The sequence below is a fragment of the Methanosarcina subterranea genome, assembly GCF_055385895.1.
In genome coordinates, this window is record NZ_AP042426.1 from 1,069,444 (window position 1) to 1,085,257 (window position 15,814).

General features: G+C 39.6%; 19 protein-coding genes. 11 read left to right on the top strand and 8 right to left on the bottom strand.

Annotated features, from left to right (window positions below):
* The first annotated feature begins 392 nt into the window (after nucleotides 1-392).
* Both ACZ5A8_RS04745 and ACZ5A8_RS04750 read left to right on the top strand, forming a co-directional pair.
* On the top strand, nucleotides 393-1,730 hold the full coding sequence (locus ACZ5A8_RS04745) for a DHHA1 domain-containing protein (protein WP_464532516.1): 1,338 nt from the start codon (nucleotides 393-395) through the stop codon (nucleotides 1,728-1,730).
* A gap of 98 nt (nucleotides 1,731-1,828) precedes the next feature.
* Nucleotides 1,829-2,062, top strand: coding sequence for a KEOPS complex subunit Pcc1 (locus ACZ5A8_RS04750; protein ID WP_322221142.1), 234 nt, complete (start codon nucleotides 1,829-1,831; stop codon nucleotides 2,060-2,062).
* Between the two features lie 163 nt (nucleotides 2,063-2,225).
* On the opposite strand, the gene ACZ5A8_RS04755 is transcribed toward ACZ5A8_RS04750, so the two are convergent.
* Nucleotides 2,226-4,430 carry a lectin like domain-containing protein gene (locus tag ACZ5A8_RS04755; RefSeq protein WP_464532518.1) on the bottom strand — a complete coding sequence of 735 codons (2,205 nt, stop codon included), beginning with the start codon at nucleotides 4,428-4,430 and terminating at the stop codon, nucleotides 2,226-2,228.
* A 605-nt stretch (nucleotides 4,431-5,035) separates the two neighbouring features.
* On the opposite strand from ACZ5A8_RS04755, the gene ACZ5A8_RS04760 reads away from it, so the two are divergent.
* The 6 genes from ACZ5A8_RS04760 to ACZ5A8_RS04785 all read left to right on the top strand — a co-directional run bounded on the left by ACZ5A8_RS04760 (nucleotide 5,036) and on the right by ACZ5A8_RS04785 (nucleotide 8,692).
* The gene (locus ACZ5A8_RS04760) at nucleotides 5,036-5,305 is read left to right on the top strand and encodes a demethoxyubiquinone hydroxylase family protein (RefSeq protein ID WP_229389740.1); all 270 of its coding nucleotides are present in this window, start codon (nucleotides 5,036-5,038) and stop codon (nucleotides 5,303-5,305) included.
* Nucleotides 5,306-5,460: 155 nt separating this feature from the next.
* Nucleotides 5,461-5,919 carry a DNA polymerase ligase N-terminal domain-containing protein gene (locus tag ACZ5A8_RS04765; RefSeq protein ID WP_229388696.1) on the top strand — a complete coding sequence of 153 codons (459 nt, stop codon included), beginning with the start codon at nucleotides 5,461-5,463 and terminating at the stop codon, nucleotides 5,917-5,919.
* 216 nt (nucleotides 5,920-6,135) lie between these two features.
* Nucleotides 6,136-6,507, top strand: a complete 372-nt coding sequence (locus tag ACZ5A8_RS04770; RefSeq protein ID WP_229388694.1) for an STAS-like domain-containing protein — start codon at nucleotides 6,136-6,138, stop codon at nucleotides 6,505-6,507.
* Nucleotides 6,500-7,123 carry a type II toxin-antitoxin system VapC family toxin gene (locus tag ACZ5A8_RS04775; protein WP_464532519.1) on the top strand — a complete coding sequence of 208 codons (624 nt, stop codon included), beginning with the start codon at nucleotides 6,500-6,502 and terminating at the stop codon, nucleotides 7,121-7,123. The genes ACZ5A8_RS04770 and ACZ5A8_RS04775 overlap by 8 nt, the downstream gene beginning before the upstream one ends.
* 206 nt (nucleotides 7,124-7,329) lie before the next feature.
* The gene (locus tag ACZ5A8_RS04780) at nucleotides 7,330-7,602 is read left to right on the top strand and encodes an AlbA family DNA-binding domain-containing protein (RefSeq protein WP_464532521.1); all 273 of its coding nucleotides are present in this window, start codon (nucleotides 7,330-7,332) and stop codon (nucleotides 7,600-7,602) included.
* Between the two features lie 130 nt (nucleotides 7,603-7,732).
* Nucleotides 7,733-8,692 carry an ATP-binding protein gene (locus ACZ5A8_RS04785; RefSeq protein ID WP_464532522.1) on the top strand — a complete coding sequence of 320 codons (960 nt, stop codon included), beginning with the start codon at nucleotides 7,733-7,735 and terminating at the stop codon, nucleotides 8,690-8,692.
* A gap of 24 nt (nucleotides 8,693-8,716) precedes the next feature.
* Here ACZ5A8_RS04785 and ACZ5A8_RS04790 read toward each other — a convergent pair whose 3' ends face one another.
* Both ACZ5A8_RS04790 and ACZ5A8_RS04795 read right to left on the bottom strand, forming a co-directional pair.
* Nucleotides 8,717-8,935: a type II toxin-antitoxin system HicB family antitoxin gene (locus ACZ5A8_RS04790; protein WP_464532524.1), complete on the bottom strand. Its 219-nt coding sequence runs from the start codon at nucleotides 8,933-8,935 to the stop codon at nucleotides 8,717-8,719.
* Nucleotides 8,936-9,251: 316 nt separating this feature from the next.
* Entirely contained in the window at nucleotides 9,252-10,403 is a 1,152-nt protein-coding gene (locus tag ACZ5A8_RS04795; protein ID WP_464530343.1) for an ISH3 family transposase, read from the bottom strand.
* Between the two features lie 676 nt (nucleotides 10,404-11,079).
* Here ACZ5A8_RS04795 and ACZ5A8_RS04800 point away from each other — a divergent pair.
* Nucleotides 11,080-11,379 carry a hypothetical protein gene (locus ACZ5A8_RS04800; protein ID WP_464532525.1) on the top strand — a complete coding sequence of 100 codons (300 nt, stop codon included), beginning with the start codon at nucleotides 11,080-11,082 and terminating at the stop codon, nucleotides 11,377-11,379.
* A gap of 450 nt (nucleotides 11,380-11,829) precedes the next feature.
* Here ACZ5A8_RS04800 and ACZ5A8_RS04805 read toward each other — a convergent pair whose 3' ends face one another.
* The 5 genes from ACZ5A8_RS04805 to ACZ5A8_RS04825 form a co-directional block, all read right to left on the bottom strand.
* The gene (locus ACZ5A8_RS04805; protein WP_229388676.1) at nucleotides 11,830-12,123 is read right to left on the bottom strand and encodes a hypothetical protein; all 294 of its coding nucleotides are present in this window, start codon (nucleotides 12,121-12,123) and stop codon (nucleotides 11,830-11,832) included.
* A 739-nt stretch (nucleotides 12,124-12,862) separates the two neighbouring features.
* Complete coding sequence (locus ACZ5A8_RS04810) at nucleotides 12,863-13,342, bottom strand: GNAT family N-acetyltransferase (protein WP_464532527.1); 480 nt, start codon at nucleotides 13,340-13,342, stop codon at nucleotides 12,863-12,865.
* Nucleotides 13,343-13,344: 2 nt separating this feature from the next.
* Nucleotides 13,345-13,488, bottom strand: a complete 144-nt coding sequence (locus tag ACZ5A8_RS04815; RefSeq protein ID WP_464532528.1) for a hypothetical protein — start codon at nucleotides 13,486-13,488, stop codon at nucleotides 13,345-13,347.
* A 116-nt stretch (nucleotides 13,489-13,604) separates the two neighbouring features.
* Complete coding sequence (locus ACZ5A8_RS04820; RefSeq protein WP_464532530.1) at nucleotides 13,605-13,736, bottom strand: hypothetical protein; 132 nt, start codon at nucleotides 13,734-13,736, stop codon at nucleotides 13,605-13,607.
* A gap of 209 nt (nucleotides 13,737-13,945) precedes the next feature.
* Nucleotides 13,946-14,092: a hypothetical protein gene (locus ACZ5A8_RS04825; RefSeq protein WP_464532531.1), complete on the bottom strand. Its 147-nt coding sequence runs from the start codon at nucleotides 14,090-14,092 to the stop codon at nucleotides 13,946-13,948.
* A gap of 594 nt (nucleotides 14,093-14,686) precedes the next feature.
* Here ACZ5A8_RS04825 and ACZ5A8_RS04830 point away from each other — a divergent pair.
* Complete coding sequence (locus ACZ5A8_RS04830; RefSeq protein ID WP_464532533.1) at nucleotides 14,687-14,827, top strand: hypothetical protein; 141 nt, start codon at nucleotides 14,687-14,689, stop codon at nucleotides 14,825-14,827.
* 298 nt (nucleotides 14,828-15,125) lie between these two features.
* Complete coding sequence (locus ACZ5A8_RS04835) at nucleotides 15,126-15,779, top strand: hypothetical protein (RefSeq protein WP_464532534.1); 654 nt, start codon at nucleotides 15,126-15,128, stop codon at nucleotides 15,777-15,779.
* Nucleotides 15,780-15,814: the final 35 nt, after the last annotated feature.

The window sequence follows — 15,814 nt, forward strand, 5'->3', positions numbered from 1 at the left end:
TTGCAGGGCCTTTTTTCGCCTTTACCGCTTTCTCTTTCTCTTTTTTTCTCTTTCTCTTTCTCTTTTTCTTTTCCTTCCTTTTTTCCTTTCCTGTCTTCTATCTGTTTTTTCTTACTCGCTTTTCTATCGAGCTGATCCCAAAATTCAAAATTACTCTTACGAACTTCGAATTTGGAATAGTCAGTTGAGGTTCGGATCATCAAAATAGTTCTAGATATAGGAATGAAAATGGTTTTGGGATGGGCTCATTATCTAACTGTTCTGTATACTGTTTTTGGAGCATTGTGTTTTATATTATCAAGCAGTATAGACTGCCATTCTTTATTTACCCTGCATTTATGTATTAAATCGACCCTTTTGATTTTATTATTGAATTTTATGAGTGATGGGTTTTGAGCGAACTTGAAAAACTGATAAACCTTGCAAAAAACGCAGCCAATAAAATCAGGAAGCATAACTTTGTGCGTGTAGTCTGTCATAATGACGCTGACGGTCTGACTTCAGCCGGGATAATGGCTCAGGCCCTGCTGAGAGCAGGCATTTGTTTCCAGCTCTCAATAGTAGGAAAACTGGACGAGTCTGTGGTCGAAGAAGTGAACAGTGGAATCTCTCAGGGAGAGCTTGTCATTTTCTGTGATATGGGCAGCGGGCAGCCGGAACTTATCGGGAAGGTGGTAGCTGATGTCGTGGTGCTTGACCACCACCAGCCAGTAGGGCAGTCCCCTGCAAAAGCCGTGGTAAATGCCCATATGGTAGGAATCGATGGAGCAACGGATATCTCGGCTTCCGGCACCTGCTATCTTGTAGCCAGGGAACTCGGGACTGGAAACATTGACCTTGCAGGGCTGGCAATTGCAGGTGCAGTTGGGGACAGGCAGCTTTTCCAGACTGCCAATGCTTTTATTCTGGAAGAAGCCCTGAAAGCAGGGGTAGTGTCCGTCAGAAAAGGGCTGAAGGTAGGGGATGGAGGTCTTTCGGATGTGCTCGCATACAGCACAGAGCCTTTCCTGGATGTAACCGGCTACCCTGAAAAGGCATCAGAGTTCCTAAATCAGCTTGGGCTCTCCGGAAATATTGAAAACCTGTCCGAGGAAGAGCTCTCAAAACTTGCCAGTGCCATTGCCCTGAAACTTGTCAGACAGGCAAGCCCTGAAGCAATTGAAGCCGTTATAGGAGAGGTCTTCCTGCTGAACCGGGAGCTGGTGCACAACGTCTATGATTTCATCTCCATTCTCAATACCTGCGGGAAGCAGAAAGTTTACGGACTCGCCCTGGCTCTCTGCCTGAAGGACTCAAGTATTGTCGATGAGGCTCTTTCCCTTACAAAAGAGCATGAAAAGAATCTTGCCGTGGATATCCGGGACAGCGTGGAAAAAATCCGTAAAGGTGAGAATATCTGGTATATTAGCACGGTTGATGCCCTTTCTACAGGGAGCCTTGCCACAACCGTAGTCAGATATCTCCATCCCGAACTTCCTTTCATCTGTGTAAACGAGTCTGAGGGAATCCTGAAGGTTTCTGCCAGGGGTACCCGCGAACTGGTTTCAAAGGGCCTTGACCTTGCCTTTGCCCTTCGGGAAGCTGCAGGCGCAGTCGGTGGAAGCGGAGGCGGGCACAGTGTCGCATCCGGAGCTTCAATCCCCCTGGGGAGTACGGAAGAGTTCTTGAGCATTGCAGATCGGATAATAGGGGACCAGCTCAGGAAAAATTCCAGTGGAAAAGACAGGTAAAAAATAAAACAAAATAAAACAAAATAAAATAAAATAAAATAAAATAAAATAAAAAAGAAGAGCTCGGAATTAATATATAAAACGCATGAGGCATACTTATGAAAATTACAGGTACAATTGAGTTTCCTGACCCGAAGTCAAGAGAGTCAGCAGCCAGAATCCTGACAGCCCTTGCCCCGGACAACCTGAGGAGCATGGAAAGCGAAATCAGCGATGAGAGGGTTGCTGTGCGGTTTCATTCCGAGAAAATTGGTTCTCTTCTCGCAACCGTTGATGATTTTCTTATGAACTTTAAGATAGGGGAAGGAGTCGAACAGACTCTGAAAATATAAAAGTTAGAAGGGAAAGTAAAAAATAAGAAAGAAAAATAAGAATGAAAATTAGAAAAAGAAAATTAGAAAAAGAAATTAGAAAAAGAAAGTTAGAAAAGAAATTAGAAATGAAACGGGAAACCTGTACCCAGTTTCCCGATCTTTATTAAACCAAATATCTTTTTTAATCTGCAGAGCTTTCTCTCCAGAGCCTTATAAGTTCCCCGAGCCTGGAGCTCGTTAGTTCTACTCCTGTATTCGGAATCGGAAGACTATTTTTATAGACATGAATCGCTTCCTGGAGCTCTTCTGTGCTTATATGCTTTCCTTCCTGAGAGGTCAAATCATCCCAGGGGTTCCAGTCGCGGATTGTCCAGTTCCAGGTACGCATAACCTTTTCGTTTCCTGCTGTGGCGAGTACGGTAACATTATATATTCCGGGAGATAGTACACTGTTTGAATATGAACTGTTTTTTACACCGGATTCGGTAAGCTTTTTCGTTCCGTTAAGGTACCAGTTTACAGTACTGTTATGGTTTGTGGTGATATTGAATTTCTGCCCGTCTCCTTCATAGGTTATGATATTTTCTCCGGGACTTGCAGAGAGAATTGAGAGCTGAGTTAATATTATGTAATTGCTCTTTGTCTCAGAGTCAAGCCCGTTCCTGTTGCTGACATTCAGCGAGACAGTATAACTTCCGTATGATGTGTAGGTGTAGACCGGATTCCGGGTGGTTGAGTCTGCAATTCCGTCGCCGTTAAGGTCCCATTCCCAGGAAAAGGCACCCTGTGAGAGGTCAGTAAACTGGACTGTGAGAGGGGAAACCCAGCTGGTGATATTTGAAGTGAAATCAGCTTCAGGGAGGCTGTTAACAATAGTTAAAGCTTTTATGCACAGGTTTACTTCTGAATATCCGGCTTCTGATGTCAGGTCTTGCCAGCTGGCTCCATCCGAACTTATATAGCTTTCTCTGGAATTAGCCTGTGCCTTGCTGCTATAACCGGAAAGCGGCTGCTCAATTGCAAGAGTGTACGGGTCGGAGGGATTGCTAAACTTTATAACCACCGAAAATTCCTCCCCGGCGCTCAGGTCTACTGGCGAATTCAGCAGGTGGGTATGGTAGCCAGGAAGTGAGCATGTGCCGGTTTCTTTCACAACAAAATTCCTTTCCTGATTAATGGGGCCATTAGTCGGGTTTTTATAAACGTATATTTCATAAGCAGTATCAAGATCCGTAGTATAGAATCCTATAGCTTTCAGTGTTTCGTTCCCTTTCGAAGAAAATACATTTCCACCCCAGGCAGTTAGTCCAGAGTACCCGATTGTTCCTGTCCATCCCAGCGGGTCATACTGGTAATTGTAATCAAAGTTGCCCTGCCCTGCAGTTATAAACACCGCACTTTCGTTGTACCCGAGCCTGGTGTCATAATAGGAAATATAGAAGTATCCTTCTTCTCCCCAGGACTCCCCCCAGCTATTCTTTACAATAAAAGCCCCGTCTCCCGAGGGTACCTGTTTGAACAGGTTCCTATCGAAAGAATCGTTCCAGCCTACGATAGTTATTGCATGATTGGCATTATTCGAACCTGTATATAGATAGGCATTATTATTTGCCTGGTAATTTAGCAGGCTCCAGCACATTGTGGAGTACACAGCTCCGTAATCCATAAGTGCCTGTTTAATCATTTCATTGTCCAGGGACCCCGTTCTGTCAGGCAGTATAAGAACTTCCTGGACATCTTTTTGTATGGTAAGTCCCGTAGGAGAGGAGGTTGAAGTTTCACTAAAAGGATCTTCTGACTCGTTTACAGGCCCTGACCAGCGGGTAAGATATGCCATAGCTATGAAAGCATTTCCGCCGTTATCGGCTGTAAGATCAAAACCATCGGAATAGAATTTTGTAACGAGGTTTTTCATGTTATTTTCGGAAAAATCCCGATCTTCTCCTTCTACCCCCAGGATGTAAGATTCCATGGATGCAAGGCTCGAAAAAGCCCAGCAACTTCCGGTCTGCCCCTGGTTCTTCACAGAGGTGACCTGTCCTTCCGTGCGCAGGTCATAGGTTGCAGGGAGTTCCGAGCCTGATGTTCTAAGCAAAAGCCTTCCCGCAGGCCTTGAAAGCCCTGATATGTTTACAGGAGAGGGTGTATATCCAGTGCCTGAAACTTCCCCGCCGTCAGGAGGCGAGATAGGTTCAAAAGAATCTGGTTGTGTGGGCTCCAGAAAGTTTGGGTTCAGGGGAGCCGTTTCAATTGCAGGTTCTGAAATGGATGTATCGTTCAGTGGTAGCTCAAAGTTTTCGGGACTTCCGGCGGTAAGGTCAAGGCTGCCGGAGAAGCACGAAAATAAAATAATAAGTGCGAACAGAAGGGAGTTTATTTTCTTCAAGAATTCTCGGCCTCGGGTGGATCAATTTCTGATTAGCTGAAAGATAGTACGGAATAACTTGCAGGGGAGTATATTTCCGAATAATTATTTTTAGGTTGTTATTCAGTCTGAGCAGATATTCAATAATTATCAGCCTAATTAATGTTGCTCTGTAGATTCTTCCTGAGTATTAATTCATATGATTAGTTTATTAAATTTATCTATAAGTTCTTTTCTAAAAAATGAACCTCTTTACTAAAATAATTAGATATTTGCTTACCTGAAAATCTCCTTTTGGGATTATATCTTTGAAGATTAACTCTAATGAGCCTGATATTTCCTTTGTTAAGAAAAGATAAATGGCAGACAGATAAAGGTACATAGAAAATAAATGTAAAATATCTTGTTGCCATATATTTTATTCCTTATGATTTATTTATTTCTGTTTATTTGGAAAACCTAAGTAAATTTATTTATAACTTTATGTGTCTTCTATTTACCTTAAAACTCATAGAGTTGTGCTCATAATGAGTGTTACCGTGAGTATTTTCATGAGTATTCCCAATAGAAAGAGACATTAAGTTTGCCTTTCCATATCCTTACAGGGACACTTAGGGGGTAAAAGCCTGCTTTCAGAAACACTTGCAGACCTTGAGAATACCAGCCAGAAAGACCTTGATAAGGAAATTCTGAGAGCCGCAATGATTGCAGAACTGGATGCTGTCAATCTCTATGAACAGATGGCAAACCTGACAAAAAACGAAGAGATACGTAAAATTCTCCTTGACATAGCCAGGCAAGAAAAGATCCATGTAGCTATGTTTGAGACCGTGCTACTGCAGGCTGACAAGGAGTTTTTAAAGATTTATGCAGATTATGCACTTGCCCGAAAATGAAAAAAGGGAGTTAACGATTCCTTTTTTCACTTCTTTATTAATTCCTCTTATGAGTCTTTTTTATAGATTTTCAATTCTCTTCTCATAGCCTCTTTTTCAAGCTTTACTGCATAATCATTTATATCCAGCGCAGCCATATTTTCTATTGATCTTCCATGCTTGAGAAATATGCGAAGAAAAGAGATTTTGATAAGACCTCCGAACCTCCTGCTAAAGGGTTCGAAAAAAGTTCCGGTAAACCTATCTTTGTGGTCCAGCGCCATGATGCAACCAATCTTCATTATGATTTTCGTCTGGAGATGGATGGGGTTCTGAAAAGCTGGGCAGTCCCCAAGGAACCGCCGAAAAAGGCCGGTACCAAAAGGCTTGCTATCGAGACTGAAGACCATCCTCTCGGATACGCCGATTTTGAGGGGGAAATTCCTGAAGGAGAGTACGGAGCCGGCAGGGTTGAGATCTGGGATAAAGGGACTTTCAAGCTTCTGAAACGTAATGAGAAAGAGATCACTGTCACACTTGAAGGGGAAGAGCTGAAAGGGGATTATGTACTGATAAGGACAAAGTATGGGAAAGAGGATAAAGGATGGCTTTTTTTCAAGAAAAAAGCTGACTAAGAAGCCATTGGTATCATAGGTTATTTTAGTTGATTAAAAGGTAAACCGACAAAGTTATTGAAGGTAACGGGAAAAGGTGTTAAGAAATAACTCGTAAAAAGTATTGAAGAATAATTAGAAAAAATATTGAAGTGAAACTGGTAAAAAGGGTGCAGGGCTTTGTACCAGGTGCCCGGCTAAAAGTGTGCTTCTAATAGACATGGGGAGAGTGATCAAATGGGGAAGGTTACGGAAGAGAGGGTGAAGATAAGAATTATTGAGACTGCGGAAAACAATTTCTGCGTTGCAGCCTGCGATGGGGAGAAAGTTCATGACAGGATTGCAGACGCTTTCCGTAAAAACAGGAAGGTTGAGCTCTCTTTTGCAGAGATGAATGAACTTACGCCTGCCTTTCTGAACGTGGCTGTGGGGCAGCTTTACGGGACTTTCCCGGCTGGGCTGATTGAAAAAAGCCTCTCTTTTACGGACCTTGACCCTGAAGACGAGGTTATTATTAAGAGGGTGATGGAGCGGGCAAAAGGCTACTTTGAACATGCATATTCATGCAGAAAGGCTCTCAGGGATGTGATCGGAGGCGAAGATGCCTAAAAGTACCCACCGCGCAGTGGTTTATCCGGTAAGACGCAGTGTGAGGCTTCGCCCTGGGAAAGCTCTGCCTGTAAAGCCAAGCCCGGCTCCTATCCATTCCACAGCGACTTATGATTTCCCCGAAGAGAAGAGTTATTTTTTTGACACCAATATCTGGCTCTATATCTACGGCCCTATAGGCTGGCCTGATCAGAAGTCAGCGGTCTATTCCAGAGCTTTAAGGGAAATTCGAAACTCAAACGGCACGATCTATATAAACTGCATGGTAATCTCGGAATTCATAAACGCCTTCTCAAGAATAGAGTTCAAACAGCAGACCGATCATTCCAGGTTCAAGGAGTTCAGGAACTCTCTTGGTTTCCGCCCGGTTGCCGAAGACATTTCCTCAAATGTAAAAAAAATCCTCAGAAATACCCTTGCCTGCGACCCTGACTTAAAAGTAATAGACCTGCCTGAGATCATGAGCTTCTTCGAGCAGGGAAAATATGACTTCAATGATCTTGTCTTTGCGGAAATCTGCCGCTCAAAAGGACTGGTCTTCGTAACCCACGACAAGGACTTCAGCGAGATGGGAGTTGAGATCCTGACCGCAAATGATAAATTGCTGCGGAGATGAGAAGGAAATTTCGATATAAATCCGAAATTAAGTTTTCCATAGTTACTGCGTTGAGGATTTAGCCAGTTTTTCGCACCATAGTGAGAGTTTTTGATTGTCGGTAAGCGAGATCTAAAATCCTCAATTTCAGAAATTTCCAAAATCATATCTTTTATAACATTTGGATATTATCTTGAAGGCATAAGAGTAATTTTTAAGGCTTCGTTATGAACCCTTTTTCTAAGCTAAAAGAGTCCGAAACCCTTGAACTGAAAAAGTCCACTGCGCAATTGAAACCTGCAGTAATCTCCATAGTTTCCATGCTCAACAAGCATCAGGAAGGTAAATTATACTTTGGAGTTAAGGATGATGGGACAGTTGTGGGGCAGGAAATTGGGGATGACACTTTGAGAACCATTTCTCAGGCTATTTCAGCGTACATAACCAAAAATCTATCCCGTTATCCGGCAGGTAATTTTCGAGGGAAAGCCTTGCATTGAAGTTAAATTCCAGGGAAATGAGGTACCTTATTTTGCATAAGATAGAGCTTATATTCGCACTTCTGACGAGGATAAGCCCCTGAGTGTAAAAGAACTTGAGAACCTGATACTCAGGAAAAATAAAGAACAGTTGAAGTGGGACCGTTCTATTTGCAAGGAAGCAAGTTTAGAAGATATCAGTGAAGAAAAGGTCAGGTTCTTTGTAAAAGAAGCTGGCAAAGAGTACAAAGGGCTTGAAAATTCTCTGAAAAAATTGAAGCTTGCAGAAGATGGAAAATTAACAAATGCCGCAGTAATTCTTTTCGGAAAAAAACCCGAGGGCTTTTTCCCGAATGCAAAACTCAGGTGTGCAGTCTTTGCTACAAATGATACTTCGTATATCATTGACATGCAGGACTATACAGGTGATATCTTCTATCTGATCGGAGAGGCTGAAAAATACATCCTTAAAAACATCCATATTGGAATGCGGCTAGAAGGCCTGAAGAGAATCGACGTCCCGGAAATTGCGAAAGAGGTGACAAGAGAAGCAGTTATAAACGCCTTTTGTTACAGGGATCACTATGAATATGATTCTGTAAATGTAGCAGTATTCAAAAACCGTATGGAAATCAGAAGTAAAGGTCTCCTTTACGGTGGGCTTACCATCGAACAGATCAAGACCGAAATGGTTTCTGAGCGAAGGAATGAACTGATAGCTAAAATCTTCCATGAGATTCACTGGATAGAAAAATGGGGCAGCGGAATAAGTCTGATTCTTTCAATGGAGCCAGACGCTGATTTTAAAGAGGTTGGAACTCAGTTTATTGTCACGTTTAAGAGAAAATATCTTGAAGAGAGTAAGGAAAAAGACGGAGAACAGGTCGGAAAACAGGTCGGAGAAAAGGTCGGAGAAACTCTAACCCAAAATCAAGAAGTGATACTCAGTTTGATAAGAGAAAATCCACAAATTTCAGCCAGGGAACTTTCCTATAAAGTAGGTATTTCCGCAAGAAAAACTGAAGAAAACATTTCTAAATTAAATAAAAAGGGTTTGCTCAGGAGAATCGGTTCGGCTAGAGGTGGACACTGGGAAATTACTGAAGAATGAGGAATTGAAATCCATCAATTGGACTCAAACCTCAATTTTAACTTTCTGTATCCCGATAAAATCAAGTTGTCTCTCTTCTCCTTTCTCGGCTACAACCTCAAGGTAAAGCTCAATTGCTTCCTTTATTCTCCTGTTTAATTCGTCAAGTGTCTCTGCCTGCGTATGACATTCCGGAAGTTCAGGCACAGAAGCTACGTAAATTCCGTCTTCGTCCTGTTCAATGATGACAGTAAACTCTCGCATTGGGTGGCACTCCTTTTAAGATCTAAATAATATTCCAATGATTTTATTTATAGCTGTGTTAACTTTATTGTTTCCTTTTTGAACGTCTGTTTTCAGGACGAAGAATCTATAACTGGCTTCAAAGGAAGCCACCAGATATGATTTCAAAATTATATTTCCGGCTCGAAATGTTCTCCTCTTCCTTATCTGCCGTATATTTATTTAAGTGGTAAAATCAAGGAATAAGACATAGAGAGGAAATTTTCAGAGGCAGAATATTAATATCTAAATTCAGTAGTTCGCTAAAATCTTTCCTCCACTTTTACTCTACCTTCATTTATCTCAAACACCACACTGTTGTCCTCACTCTTAACTTTCTTCTTATCCATTCCTTAATAATAAGTATAAATACTTCAAATCTGAACTTATCCTCATCTATGACCTGAGGTCCTCTTTTGACAATAGTAAAATGTTTATTCTGAATGTATAGCCATATATTTTTTAGTAGAAAGGATACCAATGCATAAAAGTACCTTATAGTTGCGTTTTTAGATGATGTCTTTGGTCTAACCACATTCCTCATCCTGTATGACGATTCAATAGCAAATCTTCTTCTGTAAACTGTACTGACCTTTCTTGGAGACCATTTAACTCCAAAAACAACAAAACCAAGGTTCTCACATCCCTTTTTACCTCTCTTTCCTTTCAGATACTTAACATCAATGATAATGTCTAAAAGAATCTTTTTCTTAGAATTCTTCATGACATATTGTGTACTCCGAGCCTTATTCCCATTCATAAGTTGCTTCATCTTCTCTCCTTTCTTGACAACAGGAACTATGTGAGGAACACCATTACTTTGCAAAAATTCAAACACATCTATAGAATAAAACTCTCTATCAAGGCAGAGAACCTTGATTTTAAAATTCAGTCTTTTGATGAGATAGAGAAAATAGGAGAGGTATTCAACCATTGGTTTTTTCTTTTCTACAGGAAGAACAGATACAGTAAACCTTTCGTTCTTGTTAGTGATGTAGAGGGAGATATATGAGTAAAAAGAGTTTGTTGACTTTTTAGCTTGGCTACGAATTACATATTTCTCGTTAGACGAATCTGTTTTCCCGTAATAAGGATCGTTGGTTAAATCAATGGCAAACTCATAGCTCTTACCTGTTTTGAGAGTTTTTAGGGGATTTTGAAGAAGAATCTTTTCATTGGATAGGATCAATTCGTCCATGTTTAGTTTCTTAAGATGGTAACGTAAAGATGTTTCACAAGCAACAGCAGAATACTGTTTTGAGACAGAATGGACTGAACTCTTATCGACTGCCAAACTCACAACAGTACGAATAATGTCTTCACTTGTAAGTGAACCATTGATCTTGAGGATTACATGAGATGTGAGAGGTTGTAATACAGAATCAATACAGTACTTTGACTTTAATTCGATTTTAAACCTATTTCTGAACTTATTTGTGAAAAAAGACATAGAGAGGCATTTTTCATTACATATAAAGGTATCGAGAAGCTTCCGTAATGAGGAAATCAAAATTAGCGAAGTACTGAATGTAGCTAATATTCGAAAACTGTAATTCTAAGACAGCCTCTGAGATTCTTCCCACGACAAATTTATCCTTTAACCGGAGTTTATACTTTATAGTATAAAGCCACATCAAGCGACATGATCTACATAGGGTCTAACAAAAAATTAATTATGTTGGGTAACAATTCCAAGCATTTTAATATAAAACCGACAAATATAGAACCAATTAAATAAATCGGTGTGGCACAAAAATAGTTAATTTCCCACTATATGGGGTCTAACACAGGATCTCTGTAACAAGACGCCCTATTATGGTTTCTTTAGTATAATATGGTGAAAATCATATAAGTATCAATCGGTGGGCTAGTTCAATATGTGGCGACGCCAAAATTGAACGAAACAAGTTTGGAACTTAATTAATTTCTTGTTAGACCTACATAATATCCATAGCTGCACCACGATTTTTATGAGATCTTATAAACTCCGGTTTAAGCAAAAAAGTACTATTGATTCCGTAAAAGTGTTTGAAAAAGCCGGCCTGATAGCTTATAGAAAAAAGCTACTGAAAGGGATTAATAGGGGTGCCCTTATACAAAGATTTAACGAATTGGGGAGAAAAATAATGCCTACAAAAGAAGAGATAGACAGCGAGATTATGGACCTATGGGATGAGATCTTTGACCTTGAGGACAAAAGCAAAGAAGAACTGGATATTAAGTGTGCAGAATGGCGGAAAGTAGAACCGCGACTGGATGAAGGGGTAGATGAACTCATAATACATATAGAGGCGATGACAGGAATCTGTGACGAAAGCATGCTTATTTACAAAGAGGTTAAAGAAATCAAAATAAGGTACAAACAGCAGAAGAATGAGATACAGGCAAAAATTGATGCGCTGAATAAGGAAAAAGAAAAGATATAAAGATGTCATTGGTTGACTTTTCAGGGCAAAGGCTGGAAATTAAGATAGCTGATAATGGGTTTTCCCAGGCCTGTTTTCATCAATTTACGGTGCTTGCTGCTTCCCTCTGACCTCACCTGCCGTTTGTTTACAATGCTAAAATCATCAGAGGCAAAGTATATTAAATATCAAAAATTGCTGTAAAATTATATTTTTTGTAGATGTTCATTGAACAATAATATTTTTAGAGCCCATCCCAAAACTCAAAGTTGCTTTCTGAATCCAGTATTCCGAATAATCAATCGAGTTTTATATCCCAGAACAATTCTAAAGATTTAATGATTTGAGAATAGAACTGGTTTTGGGATGAATCTTATGACATTAATCCTCACGTATTGATTCGCTCCATCATGCGACGGAAAAGGAAAAAGGCAAAGTAGAAATTAACCTTTGAAATGACAATTTAGTTTGTCACTTATCTTTCACGAAAAATTTTTTACCGGTAAGAAGATAATTATCCAATGATTCGGTAAATAGCTCATCAAGATAACGATAATTTAGCAACCTCTTACAGGGTACCTGGAAGTGAAACTCAGGATTATTATCCCATTGAACTCCAGGATTGGTACTCTTTGCCGAAAGTAAAACGCTGAAATTATTATAGAATCCCACTCCAAAAAATCCGCTATTGGAACCCCTTGCTTTTTGCATGATTTTTTCGCGGTTCTTCGCGTACATTTCTCTTGCTGTTTTCTCCATTATCATATTATCATCTCGATATTCTCACAGGTATTAAAAGCTTTTTGAGCTTCGGGCAGGAGTAAAGAGTTGTTAAGAACTCGATACATTTCAATTCTCGGATTTCAATAGATGAAGCAGTTTTAGAAACGAAAGAGATTAAAGGCGGAGTAAGACAATTATCCCGCCCAGGCTTGAGAGGACAGGTTGAAAGGATTTCTGCCTCAGATACAATTGTGACTCATGCTATGGGTATACTTTGTTGAATTAACTCTAAACTAATTAAATTTTATTTCAATGATAACGACAAGTTTATTTCCTGGATTAACACTGACTTTTCGTAACTGCATTGATTTTAGAAAAATCCTCGAAAATGGTTCACAAATAGTAAATGAGCTCATCCCAAAATCGATTTTATTTTCATATCAACAAGAATTTCAGGATCATTTTCCTAATCAGAAGATCGATTGATTATTCCAAATTCGAGATTTAGGGACTTAATTCTGAGTTTTGGGATCAGCTCTTAAATTTGATTTTTCCAAAATTGTAGAACTTTACCATTTGGTATACTTGCGAATTTTATTGAATTACCAAAAAGGCAGTCCAATAATGGCTAATAATATTGAGATAGCAAAAAAGAGTGTCCGAACAACTACTTATAAAGGAAAGTTGAACTGCAATAGAAAAACAGTTACACAAATGGATCCAGAGATTCGATTGGCTAAAGCTCTTCTACAATTGGCTGCATGTTCAAATAGAGCACGTGTTACTCCTTATTGCTTGACCCTCTAACAAGTTTGAAACCATGCTTTATGTAAAAACCCACCGATTCTGGTTTTGAGTCGACTGTGACGTATCTGCATCCGGCGATATTCGATACTTTTTGAGTCAAATATATTGCAATGTGCAGCATGTATGACCCCACTCCCCGGCCTGCAAAACTTTCGTGTGTGGCTAATCTTGCAAGTTTCAGGGCTGGGTATTTTGAATATGGGAACCCGTCTACACAATCTGAGTTATCGATTGATTTAACCTGTATGGTATCAGTAGTTAAAGTGAAATACCCTACCAATTGTTCCTGATAGTAACAGACATAGGTCTTGTTGATCAGCTGTTCTTGATTTATCAGGGCATCGTTTTTTAAAAAATCGTTAAGATCGGTGTTTTCACAGCAAAAAGATGAAACATCGTTTCTCTTGGAAAGCGAATAAGTAACAAGTTCCAGATCCGGTATTTTATGAGGCAAGCTTACAACCTGACTGTACTTGCAAGTTTCCTTGCCCGCTTAAACATTTCTACTTGTTGTTTGGTTGCAGGTTTCTTCTCGTTTTCCCAGAATTCCCTGGCGTCCTCACCTTCTAAGACAAGACCCAGTTCAATTGGCTTTGCCACAATTGTTTCCTCCGTATTTACAAAATAGAGTTGTAGAATATAAGTAAAATAGAATTGTAGAATATAAGTAACTATCTTAATTGGTTATTATCAGCTCGTTATATAAAAAACATTGCTCAATTTACTTTTTCAAATATGATGCCGTGATCTCCGGGGCAAGGATTTGTGTGGTCGTTGTCACCTTTCCAGATCTCGTCAGAGATGCCGCCCTGGAAGGCATCGCATTCACGAATCCCATGATCTTTCAAGTCGGTGGGTTCAAACGAAAGGGATTTTGGACAATTAAATGACCTGCATCCGTCATCCCTATCCAGAAGATTTCCGGTCTGGGAGGGCCAGGTTTTCTAATTCGCTGGAGTTAGGGAGTTTCTGGAACTTCATTTTACCTAGTTCCTATTTTTCGGTTATTTAGTGCGGCTTATGCAGCTTTAGTTCGGTTTATGCGGTTTTTGCGGAATTAATATGGCTTGAACACAGGATTTATCTGGATTTCGATATGGGACATGACTGTGTAGTCCCGATGGCAAACCGCATTAACAATTGCTTCTCGAACAGCTTCCAGCGGGCAGTCCCAGACTTCTTCCTTTTCCAACCTGCTGGTCATTACGAATTTTACATTTGTATTTTGGAGAAGTTGCAAAGTTGGATGCTGTCAAAAAATCCACGCTAAAAAGTATCCTCAATCAGGCTGATGTTGCCCCTGAATATTTTCTGGAACAGCTTTAATTCTTTTAAAGAAGTAATCTGATGTATAACTGTTTTATTATATTTCCCGACGGGATGCTCCCCTCTCCTCATCGACCGTTTACATTTCTCTCTATTGTTTTTCCTCTGTAACCAGATCTCAAAATCCTCTCCTCAGGACCCTTGATGGGAAGATCCCTTTCCCTGATTGAAAATATTTACAGGTGGCCCTTTTAGGTGGTCCTTTTAAATTCTATAACACATATCTGATAGATACTGATAGCCAACCGGGCTCCAATACAGCAACCAGAGGTTTAAAATGCCCGAAAAACCCACCTTCATATCCTTCACCAAACCAATCCTCGACAAATCTCCAAATCATGAAATTCTGAAACCGGACCCCAGAATAAATAACTCTTGATAGGATCGGGAATACCTGAAATATCTTATTAAAAAGCTTCAGGAGGAAGTCCTGGAATTTACTAAGAATCCCTGCGTTGAGGAACTGGCTGACGTGAAGGAGGTCATTGATTCACTTTCCTGGATCAGAGGGTTTGGGGATGTTGTAAGTGTGCAGGAGAGGAAGAAGGAGGAGAGAGGAGGATTTGGCGGGAGGATTTTGCTTATCAGGGTTTTTGATGAAGGGGAGGAGTGAAGGTATTTGGGATATTTTTTTGATTGAAATTGCTTGTTTTATTGAAAGAAGTAATTGAACTCTATTTCGAAAGCGAAAATTTTTAGATCCTGTTGTTGAAACTTTTTTACTAAAACTTTCAAGGTCTTTTTCATTTCAGAAATTTTTACCCTTTAATTTGTAACGTTGTGTAAAACAATATGGCTTTTACCAAACAACTCATTTTTCTTACTTTTTTAAAGCATCCAAGACTTTCTTTTTTAATAACTCTCTTACAAAAACAAAAAATTTATTAATTTAATAAGTTTTCTTGTATTACATGCTACTTTTCAAGAATTCGGCTAAAACTATGGAGGGCGTTCTTAATAACGCAAAACATGCTACAGATGGAAAACCACATAATGTTAAGCCGGGCGATATAATATTGATAGCTCAAACTAAAAGTACACTTCCACCTGGGCAGAAATCAATCCGAAGGATAATGAATTTTGTATCCTGCGAGGAAGACGTAGATAATTCAAGCGATAAAATCTGGGGAAAGCACTGGCGATATATAATTAGTGGAGAAAATGTAAGGCCTGTAGAACCTTTTGATATAAATGAAGTAAAAATTACTTCCAAAAACTATGATGCAGTTCAAACTTTTGCTGTAATAGAACCTGAAGATGAGGATAGAGTATTGAATTGGATATCTGAGGCTGTAAATACTTATGTATCTGGCAACACTGCTATATCAGAAGAGTTTAGAGAAGGAAAAACCCTCGATTATGATGAATTGATAAAAAAATTAGACCTTAAATACAGAAATACTCCAGAGTTTAAAGAAACTATCATTGAATTGATACAAAGACCTTCCTCACTATCTAATGCGATAAAAGAAAAGTATGGCTACAAATGTATGATATGTGGATATCCAGGATTTTTGAAAAAGAATGGTGAAAAATATGCAGAAGTTTACCATATGATAAATTGAATCAAAAAGCACCGGAAACCCTTCAAAGCTGGAAT

What these genes read in the sequence shown, in the direction of transcription:
- ACZ5A8_RS04800 (WP_464532525.1), top strand. Translation starts at nt 11,080, where the DNA reads ATGCCTACAAAAGAAGAGATAGACAGCGAGATTATGGACCTATGGGAT.
- ACZ5A8_RS04825 (WP_464532531.1), bottom strand. Translation starts at nt 14,092, where the DNA reads ATGACCAGCAGGTTGGAAAAGGAAGAAGTCTGGGACTGCCCGCTGGAA.
- ACZ5A8_RS04780 (WP_464532521.1), top strand. Translation starts at nt 7,330, where the DNA reads ATGAACCCTTTTTCTAAGCTAAAAGAGTCCGAAACCCTTGAACTGAAA.
- ACZ5A8_RS04750 (WP_322221142.1), top strand. Translation starts at nt 1,829, where the DNA reads ATGAAAATTACAGGTACAATTGAGTTTCCTGACCCGAAGTCAAGAGAG.
- ACZ5A8_RS04770 (WP_229388694.1), top strand. Translation starts at nt 6,136, where the DNA reads ATGGGGAAGGTTACGGAAGAGAGGGTGAAGATAAGAATTATTGAGACT.
- ACZ5A8_RS04775 (WP_464532519.1), top strand. Translation starts at nt 6,500, where the DNA reads ATGCCTAAAAGTACCCACCGCGCAGTGGTTTATCCGGTAAGACGCAGT.
- ACZ5A8_RS04795 (WP_464530343.1), bottom strand. Translation starts at nt 10,403, where the DNA reads ATGTCTTTTTTCACAAATAAGTTCAGAAATAGGTTTAAAATCGAATTA.
- ACZ5A8_RS04835 (WP_464532534.1), top strand. Translation starts at nt 15,126, where the DNA reads ATGCTACTTTTCAAGAATTCGGCTAAAACTATGGAGGGCGTTCTTAAT.
- ACZ5A8_RS04790 (WP_464532524.1), bottom strand. Translation starts at nt 8,935, where the DNA reads ATGCGAGAGTTTACTGTCATCATTGAACAGGACGAAGACGGAATTTAC.
- ACZ5A8_RS04765 (WP_229388696.1), top strand. Translation starts at nt 5,461, where the DNA reads ATGCTTGAGAAATATGCGAAGAAAAGAGATTTTGATAAGACCTCCGAA.
- ACZ5A8_RS04805 (WP_229388676.1), bottom strand. Translation starts at nt 12,123, where the DNA reads ATGATAATGGAGAAAACAGCAAGAGAAATGTACGCGAAGAACCGCGAA.